The organism is Corallococcus praedator (genome assembly GCF_003612125.1).
GTDB lineage: Bacteria > Myxococcota > Myxococcia > Myxococcales > Myxococcaceae > Corallococcus > Corallococcus praedator.
The window spans coordinates 1-20,807 of record NZ_RAWI01000142.1 but is presented as its reverse complement, the minus strand read 5'-3'; the positions used below and the strand labels follow the sequence as shown (position 1 = coordinate 20,807).

Genomic DNA, 20,807 nt, shown 5'->3' with positions numbered 1-20,807 from the left:
TCCCACGCCTCTCCGCCCTGTTCCATCCCGCCTCCCTCCACGTGCCGGGGAAAGAGCAAGGCGTGTGCCCTGGCCTCCCACTCCTGCGGATAGGGTGAGGCCCGTCCAGACCCGCGCGAAGGGGCCCGGACCCGGGACGGACAGCGGTGCTCCAACCGCACTCTCGGCGCGCGAGGAGACGGGGGCTGGAGGTGCCTGACCGCTAGAAGCGGGAGATGGCGAAGAAGCCCTTGATCTTGTCGTTCGTCTCGCGAAGCCGCTCGCTCAGCGTGCGGACGAACGTCCAGAGGAGCACGTAGGCCAGGTCCTTGTCCGTGAACATGAGCTGGTCCAGCTTCGCCCGCTCGATGACCCACACCGTGCAGCCACTGTGGGCGATGGCGTCCGCGGAGCGGGGTGAATCCTCGATGACCGCCATCTCCCCGAAATACTGGCCGGGTTCGAGGATGGCGAGCGCCTCTTCCCCGATGCCCGGCACGGATTTGGAAATGCGCACCTTGCCGTCGGTGAGGATGAACATGTCCTGACCGGTGTCTCCCTCGCGGAAGACGAAGTCGCCGGCGGTGTAGGTCCGGGACCGGGCAATCTGGGCGACCTTGGCGAGCTGGCCCTGGGTCAAACCCTCGAAGAGCGCAACCTTCTTGAGGACAGCGGCATCCATGGGGTCCAGGTACGTATCATGGCCTGGAGTACGGCGTCTGGTACCGTCCGGGCCCGAAAACGCATCAGCGCAGGAGGCGCCGTGTCGCAGGACAAGATTCAGAAGGTCACCATCATCGGTTCAGGCCCCGCGGGCTACACGGCCGCCATCTACGCGGCGCGCGCCAACCTGGAGCCCGTGGTGTTCGCCGGTGGCCCCACCCTGGAGCACCCCCAGCGCGTGCCGGGCGGCCAGCTCATGGTCACCACCGACGTGGAGAACTACCCCGGCTTCGCGGAGCCCATCACCGGCCCGGAGCTGATGGAGCGCTTCCAGAAGCAGGCGGAGCGCTTCGGCACCGCGCTGCACATGGAGAACATCACCAAGGTGGACTTCTCCCAGCGGCCCTTCCTGCTGGAGAGCGAGAGCGGCATGCAGGTGCGCTCGGAGACGGTCATCATCTCCACGGGCGCCACCGCCAAGTGGCTCAACGTCAAGGGCGAGGACACCTACAAGAACCGCGGCGTGTCCGCGTGCGCCACCTGCGACGGCGCCTTCTACAAGAAGCAGGACGTGCTGGTGGTGGGCGGCGGCGACACGGCCATGGAAGAGGCCACGTACCTGGCGAAGATCGTCAACCACGTCACGCTCATCCACCGCCGTGACTCCCTGCGCGCCTCCAAGGTGATGCAGGAGCGCGCGCTCAACAACCCGAAGATCTCCTTCCTGTGGAACTCCGCGGTGGAAGAGGTGGTGGGCAACAACAAGGGGATGACGGGCGCCGTCGTGCGCAACCTGAAGACGAACGACAGCCAGCTCGTCACCGCGACGGGTCTGTTCGTCGCCATCGGCCACACGCCGAACACGGAGCTGTTCCAGGGCATCCTGGAGACGCACCAGGGCGGCTACCTGAAGACGATTCCCGGCAGCACCCGCACCAACATCCCCGGCGTCTTCGCCTGCGGTGACGTGCAGGACAGCTACTACCGCCAGGCCATCACCGCCGCGGGCACGGGCTGCATGGCCGCCATCGACGCGGAGCGCTGGCTCATCGAGCAGGGCGAGTAGTTCCTCCAAGGCCTCCGCCTTCCAGCGAGAAGACACGTCCATGAGCACGAAGCAGAAGACGGTGGCGGTGCACGCGGGCTCCCGGCTCACCGGGAGCAAGGCGGTGCCCGTCATGCCGCCCATCTTCCCGGCGGCGGTGAACTGGTTCGACAGCAGCGATGACCTGTCGGACGCGCTGGACGGCAAGGACTACGCCTACGCCCGCATCAGCGCGCCCAACGCGGCGCTGCTGGAGGAGGCGGTGGCGGCGCTGGAAGGGGCGGAGGCGTGCGTCGCGTACGCCTCCGGCATGGCCGCGCTGCGCTCGCTCTTCGACGCGCAGCCGTGGAAGGCCGGGGACGTGCTGGTGATGCCGACGGATGGCTACGGCGTCACCCGCTTCCTCTACAAGAACCTCTGCGCCCGCTGGGGCGTGGAGCTGCGGCCGCTGAACCAGACGGATCCGGAGGCACCCGCGCGCATCCGCGAGTGGCGTCCGCGCATGGTCCTGGCGGAGAGCATCTCCAATCCGCTGCTGCGCGTGCCGGACATCCGGGCGCTGGCCCAGGCGTGCCGCGACGCGGGCAGCGTGTTCGCGGTGGACGCGACCTTCCCGTCGCCCTTCGGGCAACGCGCGCTGGAACTGGGCGCGGACTACTCGGTGCAGTCCACCAGCAAGTGGCTCAACGGCCACAGCGACGCGCTGGGCGGCACGGTGAGCGGCACGAAGGCGCGGATGGACCCCTTGCGTTCGGCGCGCATCCTGTCCGGGGACGTGCTGGGCCCCTTCGAGGCATGGCTCACGCTGCGCGGCCTGCGCACGCTGCCCGTCCGCATGAAGGCCCACAACGAGCACGCCGCTCATGTGGCGAAGCGGCTGTCGGATTCGCCGCTGCTGGAGCGGGTCATCTACCCGGGCCTGCCGTCCCATCCGGACCACGCGGTGGCGGGCCGGGTGCTGGAGGGCGGCTTCGGGCCCATGGTGGCGTTTGAGATCCGGGGCGCGGGGCAGAAGGAGGGCGACCGGTTCCTGGAGGCGCTGCGGGTGTGCAAGCCCGGGCCGTCGCTGGGGGACGTGGGCACGCTGGTGATGCACGCGGCCAGCGCCAGTGCGCGCCGGATGACGCCCGAGGAGCGCGCCCAGGCGGGCATCCGCGACAGCCTCATCCGCGTGTCCGTGGGGCTGGAGGATCCGGACGATGTGGCGGACGACCTGCTCGCCGCCGTGGCGAAGGGGGCCGGCCGGTGAAGATGGTGGATGTCGGTGACAAGCCGAAGACGGAGCGCGTGGCGGTGGCCACGGCGCGCCTGCGGATGCTGCCCGCGACGCGCGAGCGCATCCTCGCGGGGAAGGTGGAGAAGGGGGACGTGCTCGCGGCGGCGCGGCTCGCGGGCATCATGGCCGCCAAGCGCACCCCGGACTTCGTGCCCCTGTGCCACCCCATCGCGCTCGCGGGAGTGGAGGTGACGCTCACGCCCGTGGACGAAGGGCTGGACGTGCGCGTGCGGGTGAAGACGGTGGACCGCACGGGCGTGGAGATGGAGGCGCTCACGGCCGCGTGCGCGGCGGCGCTCACCGTCTATGACATGTGCAAGAGCGTGGACCGGGGCATGGTCATCGAGGCCGTGCAGTTGGACCACAAGTCCGGGGGCCGCTCGGGCACGTGGGAGCGCGAGGCGGAAGCCGCTCCGGTGAAGAAGCCCGCCGCCCCGAAGTCCCGCCGCAAGACGTCCCGGCCCCGCGCCGCGCGTTGATCCAGTCCTTCAGTACGGGCCGCCGGAGCGCGAACGCCTAGCGCCGCGCCTCCGCGCGAAGCCGCTCCATGAAGAACGCCACCACCACCAGCGAGTGGGTGATGTGCCCCTCCAGGATGAGCCGGGGCACGTCCGCGCGCGGGTGCAGCTCCACGGCGATGTCCTCACCGTCATCCTGATGCCCGTCGCTCACGCGCTCGCAGTCGAGCGCCAGGAACGTGTGGCACCGGTTGGGCTGGAAGGCCGGGTTGGGGTGCACCGCGCCCAGCGACTCCAGCCGGCCGGCGCGGTAGCCCGTCTCCTCTTCCAGCTCGCGCGCGGCGGCGACCGCCGGGTCCTCGCCCGGTTCGATGCAGCCTCCGGGCACCTCCAGCGTCGGCGCGTCGATGCCGAAGCGGAACTGGCGCACCATCACCAGCGCGTCCTGCTTCGTCACCGCGATGACGTTGACCCAGTCCGCGCACTCCATCCGCACGCGCGGGTGCTCCTGCTGCGTGCGCGGATCCACCACCTTGTCCTCGCGCACCTTCACCACGCCGAAGTCGTGCTCCAACCCGCGGCGCAGGCGCAACCAGGGCTTCAGACTCGGCGCCTTCGGTTCAGAGGAGGACGACATACGGGGGGCTTCCTTCCGGCGTGCCGCCAGACAGCGCTGCGTTCAGTTCAACAACTCCGCCCGCTCGCGCAACTCGCGCGCGGACATCTCCAGCCGCTCCCGGTCTGGCGCATCCGGCGACAACTCCAGGCAGCGCTCCACGTCCTTGAGCGCCGCGCGGAAGGCCCCCATCGTGGTGAGCAGCGCGGCCCGCGTGCGCAGCTCTCCCGGATGGTCCGGCGCCAGCAAGAGCAACAGGTCCACCACCGCCAGTCCCTGCTCGCTGTCCTCGCGCCCCAGGTACACGCGGCGCAGGTTGGACAGCATCCGGTACGCGATGAGCTCCACCGGCGCGGGCGCCAGCATGGAGCGGTCGAACTTGAGCTGCGGCGCCACGCGCTTGAGCAGCTCCTCGCACCCGTGCTCCGTGAGGATGTCGCCGTGGTGGAACGGATCCATCACCAGCTTGTGGTCCCCCGCGTCGCACGCCACCAGGAAGTGCCCCGGGAAGGGGACGCCGTACAGCGGGATGCCCGCGCGGCGCGCGACCTCCAGGTAGAGCACCGACAGGGTAATCGGCAGCCCCACCTTCCGCTCCAGCACCCGGTCCAGGAAGCTGTTGTCCGGGGCGTGGTAGTCGTCCTCGTTGCCCCGGAAGCCCTCGATGTCCGCCAGCACGTGGCGCAGGGCGCGCAGGGAGGCCAGGGCCTCGCCCTTCTCGCTGAGCCGCTCCGCCTCCACCTGCACCCGGCACGCGAGCGCGTCCAGCGTGTGCAGACACGCCGGGGCGTCCAGGTCCACCCGACCCAGCGTCGCGATGGCCAGGGCCGCCAGGTCCAGCCGCGGGGGATCCGCGGCCAGGGAAGACACCAGCCGCTCGCGTGCCAGCGGCGGGCCGAATCCAGAGGGAAAGCTCACGGTGCGCACCAGTAACCCACGGAAGGTCCTACGGCAAAGGCAGGCAGCCGAGCGTCAGGCCCCAGGAGGCATGGCAGGCAGGCGACCCTTGATCTCCGCCCGGAGCGCCATGTGGGCGGAAATCAGTCCGGCCAGGATTCCATCCTCGAACTCGAAGGAGGGGTGCTCCTTCAGCTCAGGGAAGTCGTGCGGGTTGCGCATCTCCTCCGGCCCGATGTTGGGCACCGCCTCGCGCGCCAGACGCAGCACCTTCGCCTGCTGCTGGGAAATCATCCGCTCATAGAGCGCGGTGGCCAGGTCCAGGAACTGGTTCGCCGTGTCTTCCGTCATGGTGTGCCTCTACTCCTGAGCGATGTCCCACTTCATCCGACGGTAGGTGTAACGGAAGACCTCGGCGTTCGCTTCGACGGCGTCGCCCTGGGCCTCCCGCCCGTCCAGGAAGCCGACGAAGTCGAACTGCCGTCCGGGCGTTGCGTACTCGGCGTCGAAGACCCGGACAATCTCATTCGCTGGCAGGGTGCGCCGGCCGGCCACGTTCACCAGGGGGATGTTCAAGCCCTTCATGTCCTTCGCGGGCGCATACGCCTTCCAGACGAGCTCCGTGCACACCAGCGTCTGGTCGGAGAAGAAGTCGAAGTTGAAGTCGTACGGACGGCCCTGGAAGGTGAAGGCGCGCAGGATGGCGCGGGCCTTGTCCACCGGAGGCACGCGCGGGCGCAGCACGCCCAGGTAGTCCACGTGCATGCCGTGCTCCGTGCCGGTGAAGCTCACGCCCTCGCTGATGGACTCGATGATGCGCAGCGGATCCCCATGGGCGTCCTTGCCGGTGTACTCGGCCCACTTGGCGGGGAACGCCTGGGCCAGGTGCCCGGTGAACGTCTGGGGATGGCCGGGCAGGGTGGCCACCCACGCCTTCACCTCCGGATCCGCATCGAACGCCAGGGCCAGGTCCTTCGGCGTGCCCACGTAGAGCTCCGCGTGCGGCCAGAAGCCCGGCAGGCCGATGTTGGAGAGGAACCAGTTCTGCCGCGCCACCAGGATGTCCCCCGGCGCCATCCGCTCCACCAGCTTCAGCGTCTGCTCGCGGGAGATGAGCGGCTTGCCCACGCGGTGCACGCGCGTGTCGCCCATCCACTCCGCCACCGTCTTCTGCACCGGGAACACCGCGCGCGCGGTGGTGTCCTGGGTGAGGTCCGCCACGGCCTTGGCGAACAGCACCGGGCCGCGCTTGAGCAGCCGCGAGCGCGCGGCCTGGCTGTCGGCCCGCATGGCCTGGAGCAGCGCGGGGACGCCCGGCTCGTCCAGCACGCCGGCCTTCGCGAGGATGGGGTGCAGCGTCGCGCGGTAGCCGTCGCCCGTGAAGAGCTGGGTGGAGGTGCCCACGTGGAGGACCTTCTCCTTGAAGTGGGCGAAGGCGCGCGGCGGCAGGCCGTACTCCGGGACGGACTCATCCAGCAGCACCTCCAACTGCGCCTGGCCTCCGGTGAGGTCCGCGTAGTGCAGGCCCTGGGACAGCTCCGCGGCGAGCGCGGCGTGGGTCAGCAGGAAGCCCCAGGCGTGCTTCTTCGGCTGGGTGAGGGAGGGCACCTTGAGGAAGTCCCAGTAGCGCTGGCGCACCACCTCCGTGGACACGAAGCAGTCGAAGAAGGCGGCCCAGGTGGACACCAGCAACTGCTTCTCGTCCGGGGTGTACGGCACGCTCTGCTTGCGGCGGTACAGCTCGCGCGAGCGCAGCGCCTCCGCCCGCACGCGGCGCAGGCCCTCGGTGCCCAGCCGCAGCGCTTCCAGGTCGCGTCGCGCCTGGGCCACGAAGGCGGCCTCCTCCAGCGCGTACACGTCGCGGGGGGCCTGGGCGGGCGCGGTGGCGGACGGTGGTTCGGCCGGGGGGCTGGCGAGCGTGAGCCAGGCGATGAGCAGGGAAGCGGCGGACATCGGGATGACTGACTCCAGCGGGTGTTGGCGCGGCGGGGGACTCTACCCTGAAGCGGACCCGGGCAAGACGGCCGCTCCCCGGCCCGCCCGGCGTCTGAGGGGGTAGCGACCCCGAGGGTGGCCCGGGGCGGGCGCCATCCCCACTTTGTTCCCTGAACGGTCGCCCGGGCCAGGAGGCCCGGGCAGAAGAAAGGTGGAAGGCACGATGGCTTACGGACAGGCGGAGGATCCGGCTCGCTCCATCACCCCGCATCTGGACTCCGTGGATTATCCAGCGACGCGGGACGAGCTCGTCGAGGCCGCCGGTGACAGTGGCGCCCCGGTCGACGTCATCAACCTGCTCAAGTCGTTGCCCCAGAAGGAGTACATGCTGCGCGACCACGTGCTGCGCGACCTGGCGGAGGCGGAGCGCCGCTTCGCGATGAACGGGCTCAAGGACGACGACGGCGTGGACCGCGACCGGCGCAACATCGGGCGCGATCGCGTGGAGGGCGCGCCGGAGGGACAGACCCGCCACCCGTAGCACCAACGGACGCCTTGCTTTCACGGCACACACCCCTGGAACCAGCAAGACGCTCGCGGGCGCCCCGGCTTTCTGCCAGCGTCCGCGAGCGCATGCGTCCAGGTCTCCCGTGGTGCTGTCTCGTGCTGTCGCTGGTCGCCGGGTGTTCGTCCCGGTATCCGCCGCTCAACCCCGCGCCGGGGCTGCCGCCCCCGGTGCGTCTGGACTTCAAGCCGCCCGTGGACCGCCTCCTCACCGAGTCCGTGCGCGCCACCCGCACCTTCCAGCGCGCGGGGCAGCCGGACGTCCGGGACCAGGCCGAGTTCACCACCGAGACGCGCTTCAGCCCCGCGGACGGTGGCTGGAGGGTGGCCCAGGCGGTGCGCACCCCCCGGCAGGTGCATGACGGTCAGGACGTGGTGTCGCTGCCCGGCGCCGTGCTGGAGCGCTTCACCCTGCGCCTGCACCTGGCGGCGGACGGCACCTTCGTGAAGCTCGTGGGCCCGGAGGCCGCGCAGGAGGCGCTGCGGCAGGTGGCGCCAGCGGGTTCGGGGCTGCCGGAGCTGGAGCGCTTCTTCACCCCGGAGGCGCTGGAGACGCGGACGCGCCGCGAATGGGAAGCGAAGTACGCGGGGCTCCTGCAGCGCAACCTGGTGGAAGGCCAGCGCACCTGGGCGGTGGACTTCGTCGACGTGGGCGGCGTGGAGCGGGCCTATCTGCTGGAGCGCACGGTGCAGGGCACGCGGCCCACCATGTTCGGCGACGCGGTGGTGCTGTCGCTCAAGTGTCTGGACGCGCTGCCGGAGCAGGCGCCGGCGGAGCTGCGGTCCACGTGGGCGGAGGCGGGTTCGCCCGAGCTGCTCAAGGGCGTGACGTGTGACGGAGAGCAGGTGGTCGCCTGGGGCCGGTTCGTCCCGGTGCGCCGCCTGTTGAAGGTGAACGCGGTGGTGGATGGCGGGACGCTGACGCTCACCACCGAATCGCAAGCGGAGACGCTTCAGGAGGAAGGGTCATGAGCCACGGGGAGCACCAGAACCTCATCGAGGACGAGGCGGGCGTGAAGCGCGTGGTGCAGGACGCGCGACGGGTGGCGGTGCTGGGCATCAAGACGGAGGACCACTCCGGACAGCCCGCGTACTACGTGCCGGAGTACCTGGCGAAGGCGGGCGTGGACGTGGTGCCGGTGCCCGTCTACTACCCGGACGCGAAGCAGATATTGGGCAAGCCCGTGTACCGGAAGCTCGTGGACATCCCGGGCGACATCGACCTCGTGGACGTGTTCCGCCGCGCGGGGGACATCGACCAGCACGTGGACGACATCCTCGCGAAGAAGCCCAAGGCGGTGTGGTTCCAGTCCGGCATCCGCAACGACGCGGCGGCGAAGAGGCTGGCCGATGCGGGCATCCGCGTGGTGCAGGACCGCTGCCTGATGGTGGATCACCGCCGCTACAGCGGACGCTGAGCGGACGGCCTCCTGCTGGATGAAGGCCCCCCGCACCCGAAGGTCCGGAGGGCCTGTCCTTGGCCTCGCGGCGGTGCTTCAGTAGTTGCCGGAGATGACCTTCGGCAGCGCCTTCTGCAGGTCCGGCAGCGGGCCAATCTGGCGCGAGTCGGCGGCCTGGGCGGTGCCGTTGTTGCGCAGCAGGCCGCGCATCTGCACGGACGTCAAGAGCCGTCCGTTGGCGCGCGCCACGCCCTGCGCGCTGACCGCGGCGCCCACCACGATGGGCGACGCGCTGGAGGTGCCGCTGAACGTGGACGTGTAGTACTGGTCCTCGCCGTAGGCGGTGCCGAAGCGGTCGCCGTAGCCGGTGGTGACGACGGACTCGCCCCAGGCGTGCACGTTCACGCGCGCGCCGAAGTTGGTCCAGCACATGGGCACGCGGGTGGTGGCCGTGCTCGCGCCCACCAGGATGGCGCCGGAGTCGCGCGTGGCCGGGTTGAATCGCCCGCCGTACGCCGCCGCGTCCAGGTTCGCGCTGCCGTTGCCCGCCGCCTCAATCACGATGACGCCGTTGGCGGTCGCGTTGCGGACGGCGTCGTACTCCGCCTGCCAGTACTCCATCGCGATGTAGTTGCACTGGCCCGCGTTGCACGTGCACGCCGTGCCGTCCGCGGGGCCCTGCGCGTGCAGCTCCACCAGGATGATGCCGCCCGCGCCCAGCGCGCCCGCCGCGTTGGTGATGGCGCTCGCGGCGCTCTGCGCGCCAATGGCCTCCACGCCCGGCGTCGCCAGGTTGGCGATGCCCGTCACGCCATAGCCGTTGGACGCGCCGATGATTTCACCCAGCACCGCGGTGCCGTGGTTGCGCCAGCCCAGGTCGCTGAACTGCGTGCCGCCCACGCGGAAGAACGACGGGAAGTCCTCGTGCGTGGTGCGCCAGCCACCCTCGATGTCCACGAACCGCACGTTGGTGCCCCGGCCGCCGTTCACCGTCCACGCATACGTCGCGTTGATGCCGGAGGGCGCCGCGTTCAGGTAGCCCTGGTTGGCCTGGTACAGCGGCGTCGTGGGCGAGATGTCCGCCGCGGACAGGAGCGTGCGCAGCCCCGCCTCCATGCCGAAGTTCACCATCGCGGGCTCCGCGGGCGGCTGCGCGTACGCGGCCTCCACGCTCTGCACGCGGTTGAGCGCCTCCACCAGCTCCGCCACGCCCTCCGCCGTGGTGCCCGGCAAGAGCGGGACCTCGAAGTACAGGTTGAGGTCCGCCAGCTGCTGGCCGCCCTTCGCCTCACCGGACAGCTTGCTCGCGTCCAGCGCCGCCTCTTCTGCCTGCATCAGGCGCGACAGCGAACCGATGCGCGGCGCGCGGTCCAGCAGCGCCGTCACCTCCGCCACGTCCGCCTCCACCCGCGCGTCGTCCAGGCGCAGGCCCGACAACAGCTCGCGCTCGGCGGCGCCCCGCTCCGAGGCCAGCACGCGCAGGCCGTCGTCGCGCAGGCGCACGTGGCTGCCCTCGTGGAACTTCACCACCAGGCGCTCCACGAAGGTCTTCGCGGGCAGCTCACGCCCCGTCGGCTTGGGCGCCAGCGCACGCGGCGCCAGCCTGGGCGCGGCACCGGCGACGGGGGCCAACGCCAGCAGGGACACAGCCATGACCGCGCCACGCAGGGGGCGCAGGGACAGCGTCGACTTCAGCATGGACTTCCTCCGGGATGAACAGCATCCCGACCATCGCATGCCGGTCTGTCATTCAAGTCGAGTTATTCAGGCATTTCTGTTCTGGTGTTTTATTCGCATCCCATTGAAGCCGTGGGGGATGCATGTGTTTCACGTGCTCTGTTCGAAGGGCACCGGGGGCCGAGCCAGGGCGCGCTCCGCGGAGAGCCGGGCCTGGTCCAACGCGTCGAAGCCGCGCTCCAGCGTGGCGGGGGTGACGGGCGGCAGGTTGGAGACGACGACGTAGACGGGCACGTTGCGCTGCTGGAGCACGGTGAGCTGGAGGCGGAAGTGGTCGCGCCGGAGCGCGGCGGATCCGGCGGCCAGCCCCTGTGGATAGGCCATGGGACCGCCCACCACCTTGCGCGTCTTGCTGGGCAGGAAGTGCACCAGGATGGCGTCCAGGTCCTTGCCAATGGCGCTCTCGTGCAGCGACAGCGCGGGCGCCTTGTCCACGAGTCCGCCGTCCCAGAACAGGTTGCCGTCCAGGGGCACCGCGCGGAACAGGCCGGGATAGGCGCAGGTGGCGTGCACGCGCGGCGCCAGCTCCCCGGTGGTGAAGACCTGGTGCGTGCCGTGGGTGAGGTTCGCGGCGGTGAGCAGCAGCGGGTGCGGCGTCTCCTCGAAGGAGCGCACCGGCAGCGTGTCCTCCAAGAGGCGCCGGAAGCGCTCGCCCTTGAGCAGGCCGGTGAAGCCGTGCCCCGCGGACGCCACGTTGAGCACCGCGCCAATGGGGTCCGGGTCCCAGAAGTTCGCGCGCGTCTGGCGCAGCACCAGCTCCTCCAACTGGTCCATGGGCATGCCCGCCGCCGCGTACGCCGCCACCATGCCGCCCGCGGACGTGCCCGCGTACGCGTGGGGCTTCAGCCCGGCGCCGTGCAGGCCCTTCAGGAAGCCCGCGTGGCCGTAGAAACCGAAATAGCCCGCGGAGAGGACCATCCCGAAGCGCTTGCCTTCGAGCAGGGAGTGGAGCGTGGAGGAGGGCGTCATGACGGATTTTTACGGGAAGGGTGTGACCGAAGGCAACGCATTGCGTCGCCGGGGTGATTGTGTGGAAGTCAGAGCATCGATATATGTTGATGCGGCGATATGGACGTCCTCTCCCAATCCTTTCGTGTCCTGGGGGACACGACCCGGCTGCGCATCCTCCGGCTGGTGGCGCAGGCGCCGTTGAACGTGACGGAGCTGGTGTCGCTGGTGGGGGTGGCGCAGTCGTCGGTGTCGCACCACCTGTCGAAGCTGAAGGGGCTGGGGCTCATCCGCGAGGAGCGGCAGGCGGGCTTTACCTACTACTCGCTGGCGCTGGAATCGGATGACACGCGCTGGCCGCTCGTCCGCCTGGCGCGCGAGGCGGAGGACGCGGCGGGGGACTCCGCCCGGCTCAATGATTTGCTGCGCGCTCGGGAGGACCGGCAGGCGCTCAACGAGCGGCTCCTGGAGCCCGGCCAGTCGTGGTTCCTGTGGGCGGGGGCGCTGGCGTCGCTGTTGCCGCCGCTGGACGTGGCGGACTTCGGCTGCGGCACGGGCGTGTTCAGCCGCGCGCTGGCGCGGTGGGCGAAGCACGTGTGGGCCATCGACCAGAGTGAGGACGCGCTGGCCCAGGCGAAGGCGCATGCCCAGCGCGAGTCGCTGAGCAACATCACGTTCCTGCGCGAGGACCTGCACCGGCTGTCGCTTCAGGGCGGGCGGATGGACCTGGTGGTGATTTCGCAGAGCCTGCACCACGTGGAGTCGCCGGCGGCGGTGGTGTCGGAAGCCGCACGGCTGCTCAAGCCCGGCGGTCGGCTGGTGGTGCTGGAGTTGTTGCCGCATGAAGAGAAGTGGGTGCTGGAGCGGTTGGGACACCGGCACCTGGGCTTCGCGCCCGAAACCCTGGAAGCGGCCCTTCGCGAGGCCGGCTTCACGTCGTTCACCCGCGAGACGCATGCGCGCGACGGGGCCAGTCCCTTCCGCGTCTTCCTGCTCACCGGAGTCAAACCATCATGACGAGCCATCCTGCCCACCCCCTGCCGCTGCCCCCCGGGGAGCACGGCCTGCGCGTGGAGGCCCTGAAGGCCGCGATGCGTGAGCGCATCCTCGTGCTGGATGGCGCCATGGGGACGCTGCTGCAGAACCACAACCTGGTGGCGGCGGACTTCGGTGGCCCGGAGTACGAGGGCTGCAACGAGAACCTGGTGCTCACGCGCCCGGACGTCATCGAGGGCATCCACGCGAAGTACTTCGCCGCGGGCGCGGACGTGACGGAGACGGACAGCTTCGGCGGCACGCCGGTGGTGCTGGCGGAGTTCGACCTGGGGCATAAGGCGATGGAGATCAACATCGCCGCGTCGCGCCTCGCGCTGAACGCCGCCAGGGCCGCGGAGGCGAAGGACGGCCGGATGCGCTGGGTGGCGGGCTCCATCGGTCCCACCACCAAGGCCATCAGCGTCACGGGCGGCATCACGTTCGAGGAGCTGGTGGACAACTTCGCCGTGCAGGCCGAGGGGCTGGCGCTGGGCGGCTCCGACTACCTGCTGGTGGAGACGGCGCAGGACACGCGCAACGTGAAGGCGGCGCTCATCGGCATCGACCGGGCGTTCCGCAAGCTGGGCTGGGCGATTCCGGTGGCGGTGTCGGGCACCATCGAGCCCATGGGCACGATGCTCGCGGGCCAGTCGGTGGAGAGCCTGGCCACGTCGCTGGAGCACACGGACCTGCTGTACCTGGGGCTCAACTGCGCCACCGGCCCGGACTTCATGACGGACCACATCCGCACGCTGTCCGCGATGTGCGGCTTCCCGGTGTCGTGCGTGCCCAACGCGGGCCTGCCGGATGAGAACGGTCAGTACCTGGAGTCGCCGGAGATGATTGCCCGGTCGCTCAAGCGCTTCTGTGACAACGGCTGGCTCAACGTGGTGGGTGGCTGTTGTGGCACGCACGCGGGCCACATCGACGCGCTGGCCGCGATGGTGAAGGGTCTGAAGCCGCGCACGGAGGTGCCCAAGCCGCGCTCGTCGCTGTCCGGCGTGGACTACCTGGAGGTGACGGACGAGCAGCGCCCCATCATCGTGGGCGAGCGCACGAACGTCATCGGCAGCAAGAAGTTCAAGGAGCTCATCGTCGCGGGCCAGTTCGACGACGCGTCCGAAATCGCCCGTGCCCAGGTGCGCCGCGCGGCGCAGGTCATCGACATCTGCCTCGCGAACCCGGACCGGGATGAGCTGGACGACATGCGCCAGTTCCTGGACGTGGTCGTGAAGAAGGTGCGCGTGCCGCTGATGATCGACTCGACGGACGAGAAGGTCATCGCCATGGCGCTCACGTACTGCCAGGGCAAGGCCATCATCAACTCCGTCAACCTGGAGGACGGCGAGGAGCGCTTCGAGAAGGTCGTCCCGCTGGCGAAGGCGTTCGGCGCGGCGCTGGTGGTGGGCTGCATCGACGAGGTCGGCATGGCCGTCACCGCCGAGCGCAAGCTGGCGGTGGCCGAGCGCAGCTTCGAGTTGCTGACGAAGAAGTACGGCATGCGCGCGGAGGACCTGTACTTCGACCCGCTCGTGTTCCCCTGCGCCTCCGGCGACGCGCAGTACACCGGCAGCGGCGTGCAGACCATTGAAGGCGTGCGCCTCATCAAGCAGCGCTTCCCGCAGTGCCGCACGGTGCTGGGCATCAGCAATGTGTCCTTCGGCCTGCCCACCGCGGGCCGCGAGGTGCTCAACTCCGTGTTCCTGTACCACTGCGTGCAGGCGGGCCTGGACATGGCGCTCGTCAACTCGGAGAAGCTGGAGCGCTACCCGTCCCTTCCGGAGGAGGAGCGCCGGCTGTCGGAGGACCTGCTCTACAACCGGGGCGCGGACCCGGTGACGCCCTTCGCGGCGCACTTCCGCGAGCGCAAGCCCGCGCGGGCGCAGGTGAGCAGCCTGCCGCTGAATGAGCGGCTGCAGCGCTACATCATCGAGGGCACGCGTGACGGCCTCTTCGCGGACCTGGACCTGGCGATGAAGGAGATGCCGCCCCTGGAGATCATCAACGGGCCGCTGATGAAGGGCATGGACGAGGTGGGCCGCCTCTTCGGCGCCAACGAGCTCATCGTCGCGGAGGTGCTCCAGAGCGCGGAGTCGATGAAGGCCGCGGTGGGCCACCTGGAGCCGCACATGAGCAAGACCCAGGCGGCGTCGCGCGGGAAGATCGTCCTCGCCACGGTGAAGGGCGACGTGCACGACATCGGCAAGAACCTGGTGGAGATCATCCTCGCCAACAACGGCTTCCAGGTGGTGAACCTGGGCATCAAGGTCCCGCCCGAGCAGCTGGTGAAGGCGGTGAAGGAGCACCAGCCGGACATCCTCGGGCTGTCGGGCCTGTTGGTGAAGAGCGCGCACCAGATGGTGGCGACGGCGGAGGACCTCAAGCGCGCGGGCGTGGAGGTGCCCATCCTGGTGGGCGGCGCCGCGCTCAGCCGCAACTTCGTGGACCGCAACATCGCCCCGGCCTACGGCGGCGGCACGGTGGCCTACGCCCAGGACGCGATGAACGGCCTGGAGCTGGCGAAGCAGATTGTCGAACCCGCGGCGCACTCGAAGCTGCGCGACGACCTGGCCGCGCGCCGCCTCAAGCTCGCGCAGGAGGTGAAGGAGCGCCCCGCGCCCGCCGCCCCGGTGCGACGCCCGCGCAGCACGGAGGTGCCGGTGCTGGCCTCGGTGCCGCCCGCGCCGGACTTCGCTCGGCACGTGCTCACCAACACGCCGTTGGATCACATCTGGAAGTTCATCAACCCGGTGATGCTGTACGGCCGGCACCTGGGCCTGCGCACGTCGTCGCGCGCGCTGGGCACCCCGGCGGAGGCGGAGCTCGCGAAGACGGAGGAGGGGCGCAAGGCGCTGGCGCTGAAGGACGCGGTGGAGGAGCTGAAGACGCTGCTCCGGGGCGGCGTGATGCATGCGCGCTCCGTGTTCCAGTTCTACAAGGCCGCGAGCGAAGGCGACCGCGTGCTCCTCTTCGACGGCACCACGGGCGAGCCCGTCACGACCTTCGACTTCCCGCGCCAGGACAAGGACAACGGCCTGTGCCTGTCCGACTACGTGAAGCCGCTGGAGAACGGCAAGCCGGTGGACGCGGTGGCGATGTTCGTCACCACCGCGGGCTCGGGCATCCGCGAGCTGGCGGAGGGCTTCAAGGCGAAGGGCGAGTTCCTCAAGATGCACGCGGTGCAGGCGCTGGCGCTGGAGACGGCGGAGGGCTACGCGGAGCTGCTGCACACGCAGCTGCGCAGCATGTGGGGTTTTCCGGACCGGGCGGAGATGACGATGCTGGAGCGCTTCCGCGCGGAGTACACCGGCAAGCGCTACTCGTTCGGCTACCCGGCGTGCCCCCGGCTGGAGGACCAGACGAAGCTGTTCGCCGCGCTCAAGCCGGAGGAGATCGGCGTGCAGCTCACCGACGGCTGCATGATGGAGCCCGAGGCGAGCGTGTCCGCCATCGTCTTCCACCACCCGGGCGCCACGTATTTCTCCGTGACCTGACGCGTCGGGCCCGGGCGGATGGAGAACCCCGGGCCCTGTTCCACCGGAAGGGTTAGATTGCCCCCATGCCTTCGCCCACCATCCGTCGCGCCGTCCAGCTCCTGCCCGCGTGTGCCACCACGGGCATCGGCAGCCTGCCGCACACCCAGGTGGAGCTGGGGCTGCAGGCCGCGCTCGCCATGGACATCCCGTTCCTGCCGCAGCTTCCCGTGGGGCACCCCGGGGAGCTGATGATTCCCGCCGCGCTGGAGGGCCTGCCGGGCCTGCGCTTCGACGAGGACGGCGTCTGCACGGTGGACGTGGCGGAATGGACCGCGGGCCGCGCGGCCTTCGAGGCGAAGCTGGAGCAGGCGCTGGCGTCCGGGAACCTGGAGGCCTTCGAGCCCACCCCGGAAGCGTGCCGCGCGTGGAGGCCCTTCCTGTGGGAGGTGGAGCACCGCAAGCTCGCGTTCGCGAAGGCGCAGCTGTCCGGGCCCTTCACGGTCCGCTCGGTGGTGCGCACCACGACGGGGGAGCCGGTGCTGACGGTGCCCGGCCTGGACGACGCGTTCTACCGGCTGGTGATGGTGCGCGCGCTGGCGATGGTGCGCGCCCTGAAGCGCACTGGCACCACGCCGCTGTTCTACCTGGATGAGCCGGGCCTCTACGCCTACGTGAAGATGAACCCGCAGCACCTGCTGGCGCAGCAGGAACTGCGCCTGCTGGTGGTGGCCCTGCAGCGAGAGGGCGCGCTCGTGGGCATCCACTGCTGCGGCAACACGGACTGGGGCGTGCTCCTGGACGCGCAGGCGGACCTGGTGTCCCTGGACGTGCGGCTGTCGCTGGACGCGATGCTGGAGGAGCGCGAGGCGCTGGAGCGCTTCCTCGCCTCCGGCGCGACGTTCAGCCTGGGCGTCATCCCCACGGACCTGGCGTCCACGTATTCGGTGGAGGAGCTGGCGGACTCCGTGGAGGCGTCGCTGAAGGCGGCGCTGCCCCAGGGCATCGGCTTCGCGCAGGCGGTGTCCACGGTGCTGCTGACGCCCGCGTGCGGGCTCGCGATGCGCTCGGTGGTGGACGCCGAGCGCATCCTGGAGGAGTTGAAGCAGTCGCAGCGCCGGTTGAAGCGGGCGCTCGAACTCGAGCGCCCGGCCGTGCAGGGACCGACGCACGCGCACTGAGGCGCGGCCGTCCGACGACGCGCTACTGACGGCCGAGCTTCAGCTCGCGCTCGGCCTGGAACCAATCCTGTTCGGAGCTGCCGTGGGTGCCGCCCCGGGCCTGGTAGATTTCGAAGGCGCGCCGGGCGATCTGCTCGTTCGTGGGAGTGCTCGCGGACGCGTTCGCGGCCGGCTTGTCCTGGGTCCGCTCCGGCGTGGACTTCGGGGCCGGGGGCTGCGGCGTCTTCTGCGTGTTCTGACGGGCCATGGGCGCTCCTCCTGGGAAAGGCGGCCCGAAGCTTCAGGCCGCACCCCGTGACACGGAAGTGACCCCGCGCGTAGGAGGTTGTCGGTGCGACACCGTCCACCGCCTTGTGTTGAGGGATGGACGCGCCCCGGCAGGTGGGAAGTCCCTTCGTGAAGCGCATCCGTACCGTCGGTCCGCGCCTCAAGGGCGCCTGCCGGCTCAGCCCCCGGTCGCCTTCCTGGTGGTGCGTCCCGCGGCCTTCTTCTTCGCGGGCGCGGGCGCATCGCCTGTCAACACGCCATGGCCCAGCACCGCGTCCAGCGCGCGCTGCATCGCGGTGCTCATGCCCAGCGCCTCCGCTTCCTGCGGCGTGCACCACCGCAGCTCCTGGAACGCGGGCGACTTCGTGGGGCGCGGTCCGCCCGACACGCGCAGGAGGCGCAGCGTGAGGTCGCGGTGGGTGAGCTGCCGGCGCACGCTGTCCAGCGTTCCCTCCAGCGTGAGCGTCGCGCCCAGCGTGGTGGACAGTCGCTGGAGGGCTTCGGCCTCCGGCGTGTCTTCTTCCACCTCCACGGCGGGCAGCTCCCAGAGGCCGCCGAAGAGTCCCTTGTCCGCGCGTCGGGCGAACAAGAGCGTGCCCGCGTGCGGCCACACCGCCAGCGCCAGGAACAGCTTCCGGGGCGCGGCGCGCACCTTGGCCGGGGGCAGCTCATGCACGCGGCCCTTGCGGTACGCGAAGCAGCCGTCGCGCACGGGGCACAGCAGGCACAGCGGCGATTCCGGACGGCACGTCGTGGCGCCGTGCTCCATCAGCGCCTGGTTGAAGTCGCCGGGGCGCTCGCCCTTCGCAAGCTCCGTGGCCAGGGCCCACAGCGTGGCCTCGCGGTCGCGGTCCCCGGGCAGGCCTTCCACTTCGAACAGGCGCGACAGCACGCGGGCGACGTTGCCATCCACGATGGGCGCGGGCTCACCGAAGGCGATGGAGGCCACGGCCCCGGCGGTGTAGCGGCCGAAGCCGGGCAGGGTGATGAGCTCTTCCGCCGTCGGGGGGAACTTCCCGCCGAAGCGCTCCACCACCTCCTGCGCGGCGCGGTGCAGGTTGCGCGCGCGGGTGTAGTAGCCCAGGCCCTTCCAGCCGGAGAGCACGTCGTCCAGGGGCGCCGCGGCCAGGGCCTTCACCGTGGGAAAGCGCGCGAGGAAACGCTCCCAGTACGGGATGACGGTGGACACCTGGGTCTGCTGGAGCATGACCTCGCTGAGCCAGATGGCGTACGGGTCGCGGGTGCGGCGCCAGGGCAGGTCGCGCTTGTTGCGGTCGTACCAGGAGAGCAGTGGGCCGCGCAGGGCGGCGTGTCGCTCAGGGGTGACAGGAGGGGGAAGGGCTCCGCTGTCGGTGCGCTTGCGTGGGCTCATGGGATGGTGGGCGGTGGCTGGCGGACACCATACCCGTACGGTCGGGTGGGGCCTGCGTGTTTCCACATTCCAGGCGGTTGCCTCTCCGCTCGTCGGCCTTCTGGCGGGACGGGCGATCGTCTATAGGATGCGCCGAGTCCATGGCCCGTCCTCCCCTCCACAACGACTTCTCCTGGTCCAAGAGCCGCCACGAGAAGTTCTCCGAGTGCCTCCGGGCCTACTACCTCTACTACTACCGCTCCTGGGGCGGCTGGGAGGCGGACGCCGCGCGCGATGTGCGCGAGCTGTACGTGCTCAAGAAGCTGTCCAACCGCTACACGTGGGCGGGCAGCATCGTGCACGAGGCCCTCAAGGACGTGCTGCTGGACTGGCGCGCCGGCCGCGAGGTGGACCCCAAGGCCGTGGAGGCCCGCGCGCACAAGCTGATGCAGGACGACTTCCGGCACTCGCGCTCCAAGGCGTACTGGTCGCAGAAGTACCGCAAGCCCTTCACCGGCCTCGCGGAGCACGAGTACGCGGAGGAAGTGCCCAACGAGGCCTGGAAGCAGAACTTCGAAACGGTGCGCTCGGCGCTCGCGTGGTTCTTCCAGTCGCGCTGGCCCGGCATCGCCAAGGGGCTCAAGCAGCCGCAGTGGCTGGAGGTGGACGCGGGCTTCGACTTCGCGCACTTCACCCATGAAGGCGTGAAGGTCTTCGCCATCCCGGACTTCGCCTACGTGGACGACGCGGGCTCTGTCGTGGTGGTGGACTGGAAGACGGGCCGCTCGCGCGAGGGCTACGACGAGCAGGTGCTGGGCTACGCGCTCTACATCTCCCAGCGCTACCGCTACCCGCTGGAGAAGGTGAGAGCGTCGCTGGTGTACCTGAACGAGGGCCTGGAGCACGACGTGGCGGTGGACCCTTCCGCCATGGACCTGTTCCACCAGCACTTCGCGAAGAGCGTGGCGGGGATGCGGGCGCTGCTCGTGGATCCGGCCGCCAACACGCCCAAGGGGGCGGAGGCCTTCCCCCAGACGGACAACCTCAGCGCCTGCGCGCGCTGCGTCTTCCGCCGCCCGTGTGGCCGTGAGGCGGCGGTGGCGGAAGTGCGTCCGCGCGTGGCCTGACCCCCGGGCCCGAACCCTACCGCGTCGCGGCCAGCCGGCGCACCACCACGCCCGCCGCGTTCATGCCGAACGCGGAGGTGACGAACGCCACGCTGCCGTCAATCTGCGTGCGGTGGTCGCAGGTGTGGAACTCGTTGTCCTGCGGGCAGACGCACAGGAAGCCGTCGGTGGCGTCGTCGTAGTTGAGGGCGACGGGCTGGCGCCGCGTCTCGATGGAGTACACGGCGGTGATACCCGTGTGGCGCTCCGTCTCCACGCCGTACTTGCGCTTGAGCAGCTTGCGGATGTCCTTGGCGAACGGGTCCATGTGCGTCTCGCACAGGTCCTCCACGCGGATGGCCGTCGGGTCCAGGCGGCCCGCCGCGCCCATGGAGCTGACCACCGGCAGGCCCAGCGTCACGCACCGGTGCAGCAGGTGCAGCTTCGCCTTCACGTTGTCGATGGCGTCCACCACGAAGTCGTAGCGGCCCGCGGGCAGCAGCGTCTCCGCCAGCTCCTCGCGGTAGAACTCGCGCAGCGCTTCCACCTTCGCCTGCGGGTTGATCTCCAGGCAGCGCTGCGCCATCAGCTCCGCCTTGGACTTGCCCACCGCCTTCACCGTCGCGTGCAGCTGGCGGTTGGTGTTGGTGACGCAGACGTCGTCGTGGTCCACCAGCGTCAGCCGGCCCACGCCGCTTCGCACCAGGCCCTCCGCGGTGAAGCTGCCCACGCCGCCCAGGCCGAACACCACCACGTGCGAGTTGGCCAGCCGCTCCATGGCGTTGTCGCCCAGGAGGCGCGCCGTCCGGTCGAAGCGCCGCGACAGCTTGAAGGGCTTCGCGAGCGACGGCTCGACGACGGCGTTCGGAGCGGCCG

Annotated in this window: 20 protein-coding genes; 10 read left to right on the top strand and 10 right to left on the bottom strand. The window is 70.2% G+C overall.

The features are described from left to right. Positions 1 to 202 precede the first annotated feature (202 nt). Positions 203 to 661, bottom strand: a complete 459-nt coding sequence (locus D7Y13_RS19465) for a cyclic nucleotide-binding domain-containing protein (protein ID WP_120537817.1) — start codon at positions 659 to 661, stop codon at positions 203 to 205. An 81-nt stretch (positions 662 to 742) separates the two neighbouring features. Here D7Y13_RS19465 and trxB point away from each other — a divergent pair, with 81 nt between their 5' ends. The 3 genes from trxB to moaC are packed head-to-tail and all read left to right on the top strand — an operon-like array spanning position 743 to position 3,442. After that, complete coding sequence (trxB, locus tag D7Y13_RS19460) at positions 743 to 1,708, top strand: thioredoxin-disulfide reductase (RefSeq protein WP_120537816.1); 966 nt, start codon at positions 743 to 745, stop codon at positions 1,706 to 1,708. Between the two features lie 40 nt (positions 1,709 to 1,748). Then, complete coding sequence (locus tag D7Y13_RS19455) at positions 1,749 to 2,936, top strand: trans-sulfuration enzyme family protein (protein ID WP_120584778.1); 1,188 nt, start codon at positions 1,749 to 1,751, stop codon at positions 2,934 to 2,936. Then, positions 2,933 to 3,442, top strand: coding sequence for a cyclic pyranopterin monophosphate synthase MoaC (gene moaC, locus D7Y13_RS19450; protein ID WP_120584779.1), 510 nt, complete (start codon positions 2,933 to 2,935; stop codon positions 3,440 to 3,442). Before D7Y13_RS19455 ends, moaC begins: the two co-directional genes overlap by 4 nt. 37 nt (positions 3,443 to 3,479) lie before the next feature. Here the strand turns inward: moaC and D7Y13_RS19445 are convergent, their stop codons facing one another. The 4 genes from D7Y13_RS19445 to D7Y13_RS19430 all read right to left on the bottom strand — a co-directional run bounded on the left by D7Y13_RS19445 (position 3,480) and on the right by D7Y13_RS19430 (position 6,887). Continuing rightward, on the bottom strand, positions 3,480 to 4,058 hold the full coding sequence (locus D7Y13_RS19445; RefSeq protein ID WP_120584780.1) for an NUDIX hydrolase: 579 nt from the start codon (positions 4,056 to 4,058) through the stop codon (positions 3,480 to 3,482). Between the two features lie 42 nt (positions 4,059 to 4,100). Beyond that, on the bottom strand, positions 4,101 to 4,925 hold the full coding sequence (locus tag D7Y13_RS19440) for a SirB1 family protein (RefSeq protein WP_120537818.1): 825 nt from the start codon (positions 4,923 to 4,925) through the stop codon (positions 4,101 to 4,103). Between the two features lie 84 nt (positions 4,926 to 5,009). Next, complete coding sequence (locus D7Y13_RS19435) at positions 5,010 to 5,285, bottom strand: hypothetical protein (RefSeq protein WP_120537812.1); 276 nt, start codon at positions 5,283 to 5,285, stop codon at positions 5,010 to 5,012. Positions 5,286 to 5,294: 9 nt separating this feature from the next. Further along, positions 5,295 to 6,887, bottom strand: coding sequence for a YiiX/YebB-like N1pC/P60 family cysteine hydrolase (locus D7Y13_RS19430; protein WP_120584781.1), 1,593 nt, complete (start codon positions 6,885 to 6,887; stop codon positions 5,295 to 5,297). A 205-nt stretch (positions 6,888 to 7,092) separates the two neighbouring features. On the opposite strand from D7Y13_RS19430, the gene D7Y13_RS19425 reads away from it, so the two are divergent. The 3 genes from D7Y13_RS19425 to D7Y13_RS19415 all read left to right on the top strand — a co-directional run bounded on the left by D7Y13_RS19425 (position 7,093) and on the right by D7Y13_RS19415 (position 8,851). Further along, positions 7,093 to 7,410 carry a DUF2795 domain-containing protein gene (locus tag D7Y13_RS19425; protein WP_120536660.1) on the top strand — a complete coding sequence of 106 codons (318 nt, stop codon included), beginning with the start codon at positions 7,093 to 7,095 and terminating at the stop codon, positions 7,408 to 7,410. Between the two features lie 122 nt (positions 7,411 to 7,532). Next, positions 7,533 to 8,405: a hypothetical protein gene (locus tag D7Y13_RS19420; RefSeq protein WP_341870426.1), complete on the top strand. Its 873-nt coding sequence runs from the start codon at positions 7,533 to 7,535 to the stop codon at positions 8,403 to 8,405. Next, complete coding sequence (locus D7Y13_RS19415; protein WP_120536658.1) at positions 8,402 to 8,851, top strand: CoA-binding protein; 450 nt, start codon at positions 8,402 to 8,404, stop codon at positions 8,849 to 8,851. The genes D7Y13_RS19420 and D7Y13_RS19415 overlap by 4 nt, the downstream gene beginning before the upstream one ends. A gap of 78 nt (positions 8,852 to 8,929) precedes the next feature. On the opposite strand, the gene D7Y13_RS19410 is transcribed toward D7Y13_RS19415, so the two are convergent. Together D7Y13_RS19410 and D7Y13_RS19405 are read right to left on the bottom strand one after the other, a co-directional pair. Further along, complete coding sequence (locus D7Y13_RS19410; RefSeq protein ID WP_120536657.1) at positions 8,930 to 10,531, bottom strand: S8 family serine peptidase; 1,602 nt, start codon at positions 10,529 to 10,531, stop codon at positions 8,930 to 8,932. Positions 10,532 to 10,660: 129 nt separating this feature from the next. Then, positions 10,661 to 11,539 (bottom strand): patatin-like phospholipase family protein, encoded by an 879-nt coding sequence (locus D7Y13_RS19405; protein ID WP_120536656.1) that lies wholly within the window; start codon positions 11,537 to 11,539, stop codon positions 10,661 to 10,663. Between the two features lie 99 nt (positions 11,540 to 11,638). On the opposite strand from D7Y13_RS19405, the gene D7Y13_RS19400 reads away from it, so the two are divergent. From D7Y13_RS19400 to D7Y13_RS19390, 3 genes are all read left to right on the top strand, one after another. Then, positions 11,639 to 12,535, top strand: coding sequence for an ArsR/SmtB family transcription factor (locus D7Y13_RS19400; RefSeq protein WP_120536655.1), 897 nt, complete (start codon positions 11,639 to 11,641; stop codon positions 12,533 to 12,535). Then, positions 12,532 to 16,047, top strand: coding sequence for a methionine synthase (gene metH, locus D7Y13_RS19395; protein WP_120584782.1), 3,516 nt, complete (start codon positions 12,532 to 12,534; stop codon positions 16,045 to 16,047). Before D7Y13_RS19400 ends, metH begins: the two co-directional genes overlap by 4 nt. A gap of 65 nt (positions 16,048 to 16,112) precedes the next feature. Next, on the top strand, positions 16,113 to 17,207 hold the full coding sequence (locus D7Y13_RS19390) for a uroporphyrinogen decarboxylase/cobalamine-independent methonine synthase family protein (RefSeq protein WP_120584783.1): 1,095 nt from the start codon (positions 16,113 to 16,115) through the stop codon (positions 17,205 to 17,207). 22 nt (positions 17,208 to 17,229) lie between these two features. Here the strand turns inward: D7Y13_RS19390 and D7Y13_RS19385 are convergent, their stop codons facing one another. Then, a complete protein-coding gene (locus tag D7Y13_RS19385; protein ID WP_120536652.1) occupies positions 17,230 to 17,454 on the bottom strand; it encodes a DUF2934 domain-containing protein in 225 nt (74 codons plus the stop codon). A gap of 198 nt (positions 17,455 to 17,652) precedes the next feature. Then, positions 17,653 to 18,846, bottom strand: coding sequence for an A/G-specific adenine glycosylase (gene mutY / locus D7Y13_RS19380; protein ID WP_120584784.1), 1,194 nt, complete (start codon positions 18,844 to 18,846; stop codon positions 17,653 to 17,655). A 140-nt stretch (positions 18,847 to 18,986) separates the two neighbouring features. Between mutY and D7Y13_RS19375 the strand changes: the two genes are divergently transcribed. Continuing rightward, positions 18,987 to 19,952, top strand: a complete 966-nt coding sequence (locus D7Y13_RS19375; protein ID WP_120584785.1) for a PD-(D/E)XK nuclease family protein — start codon at positions 18,987 to 18,989, stop codon at positions 19,950 to 19,952. 16 nt (positions 19,953 to 19,968) lie between these two features. On the opposite strand, the gene D7Y13_RS19370 is transcribed toward D7Y13_RS19375, so the two are convergent. Beyond that, positions 19,969 to 20,807, bottom strand: an 839-nt coding sequence (locus tag D7Y13_RS19370) for a tRNA threonylcarbamoyladenosine dehydratase (protein WP_244222359.1), incomplete at its 5' end; no start/stop codon positions are given.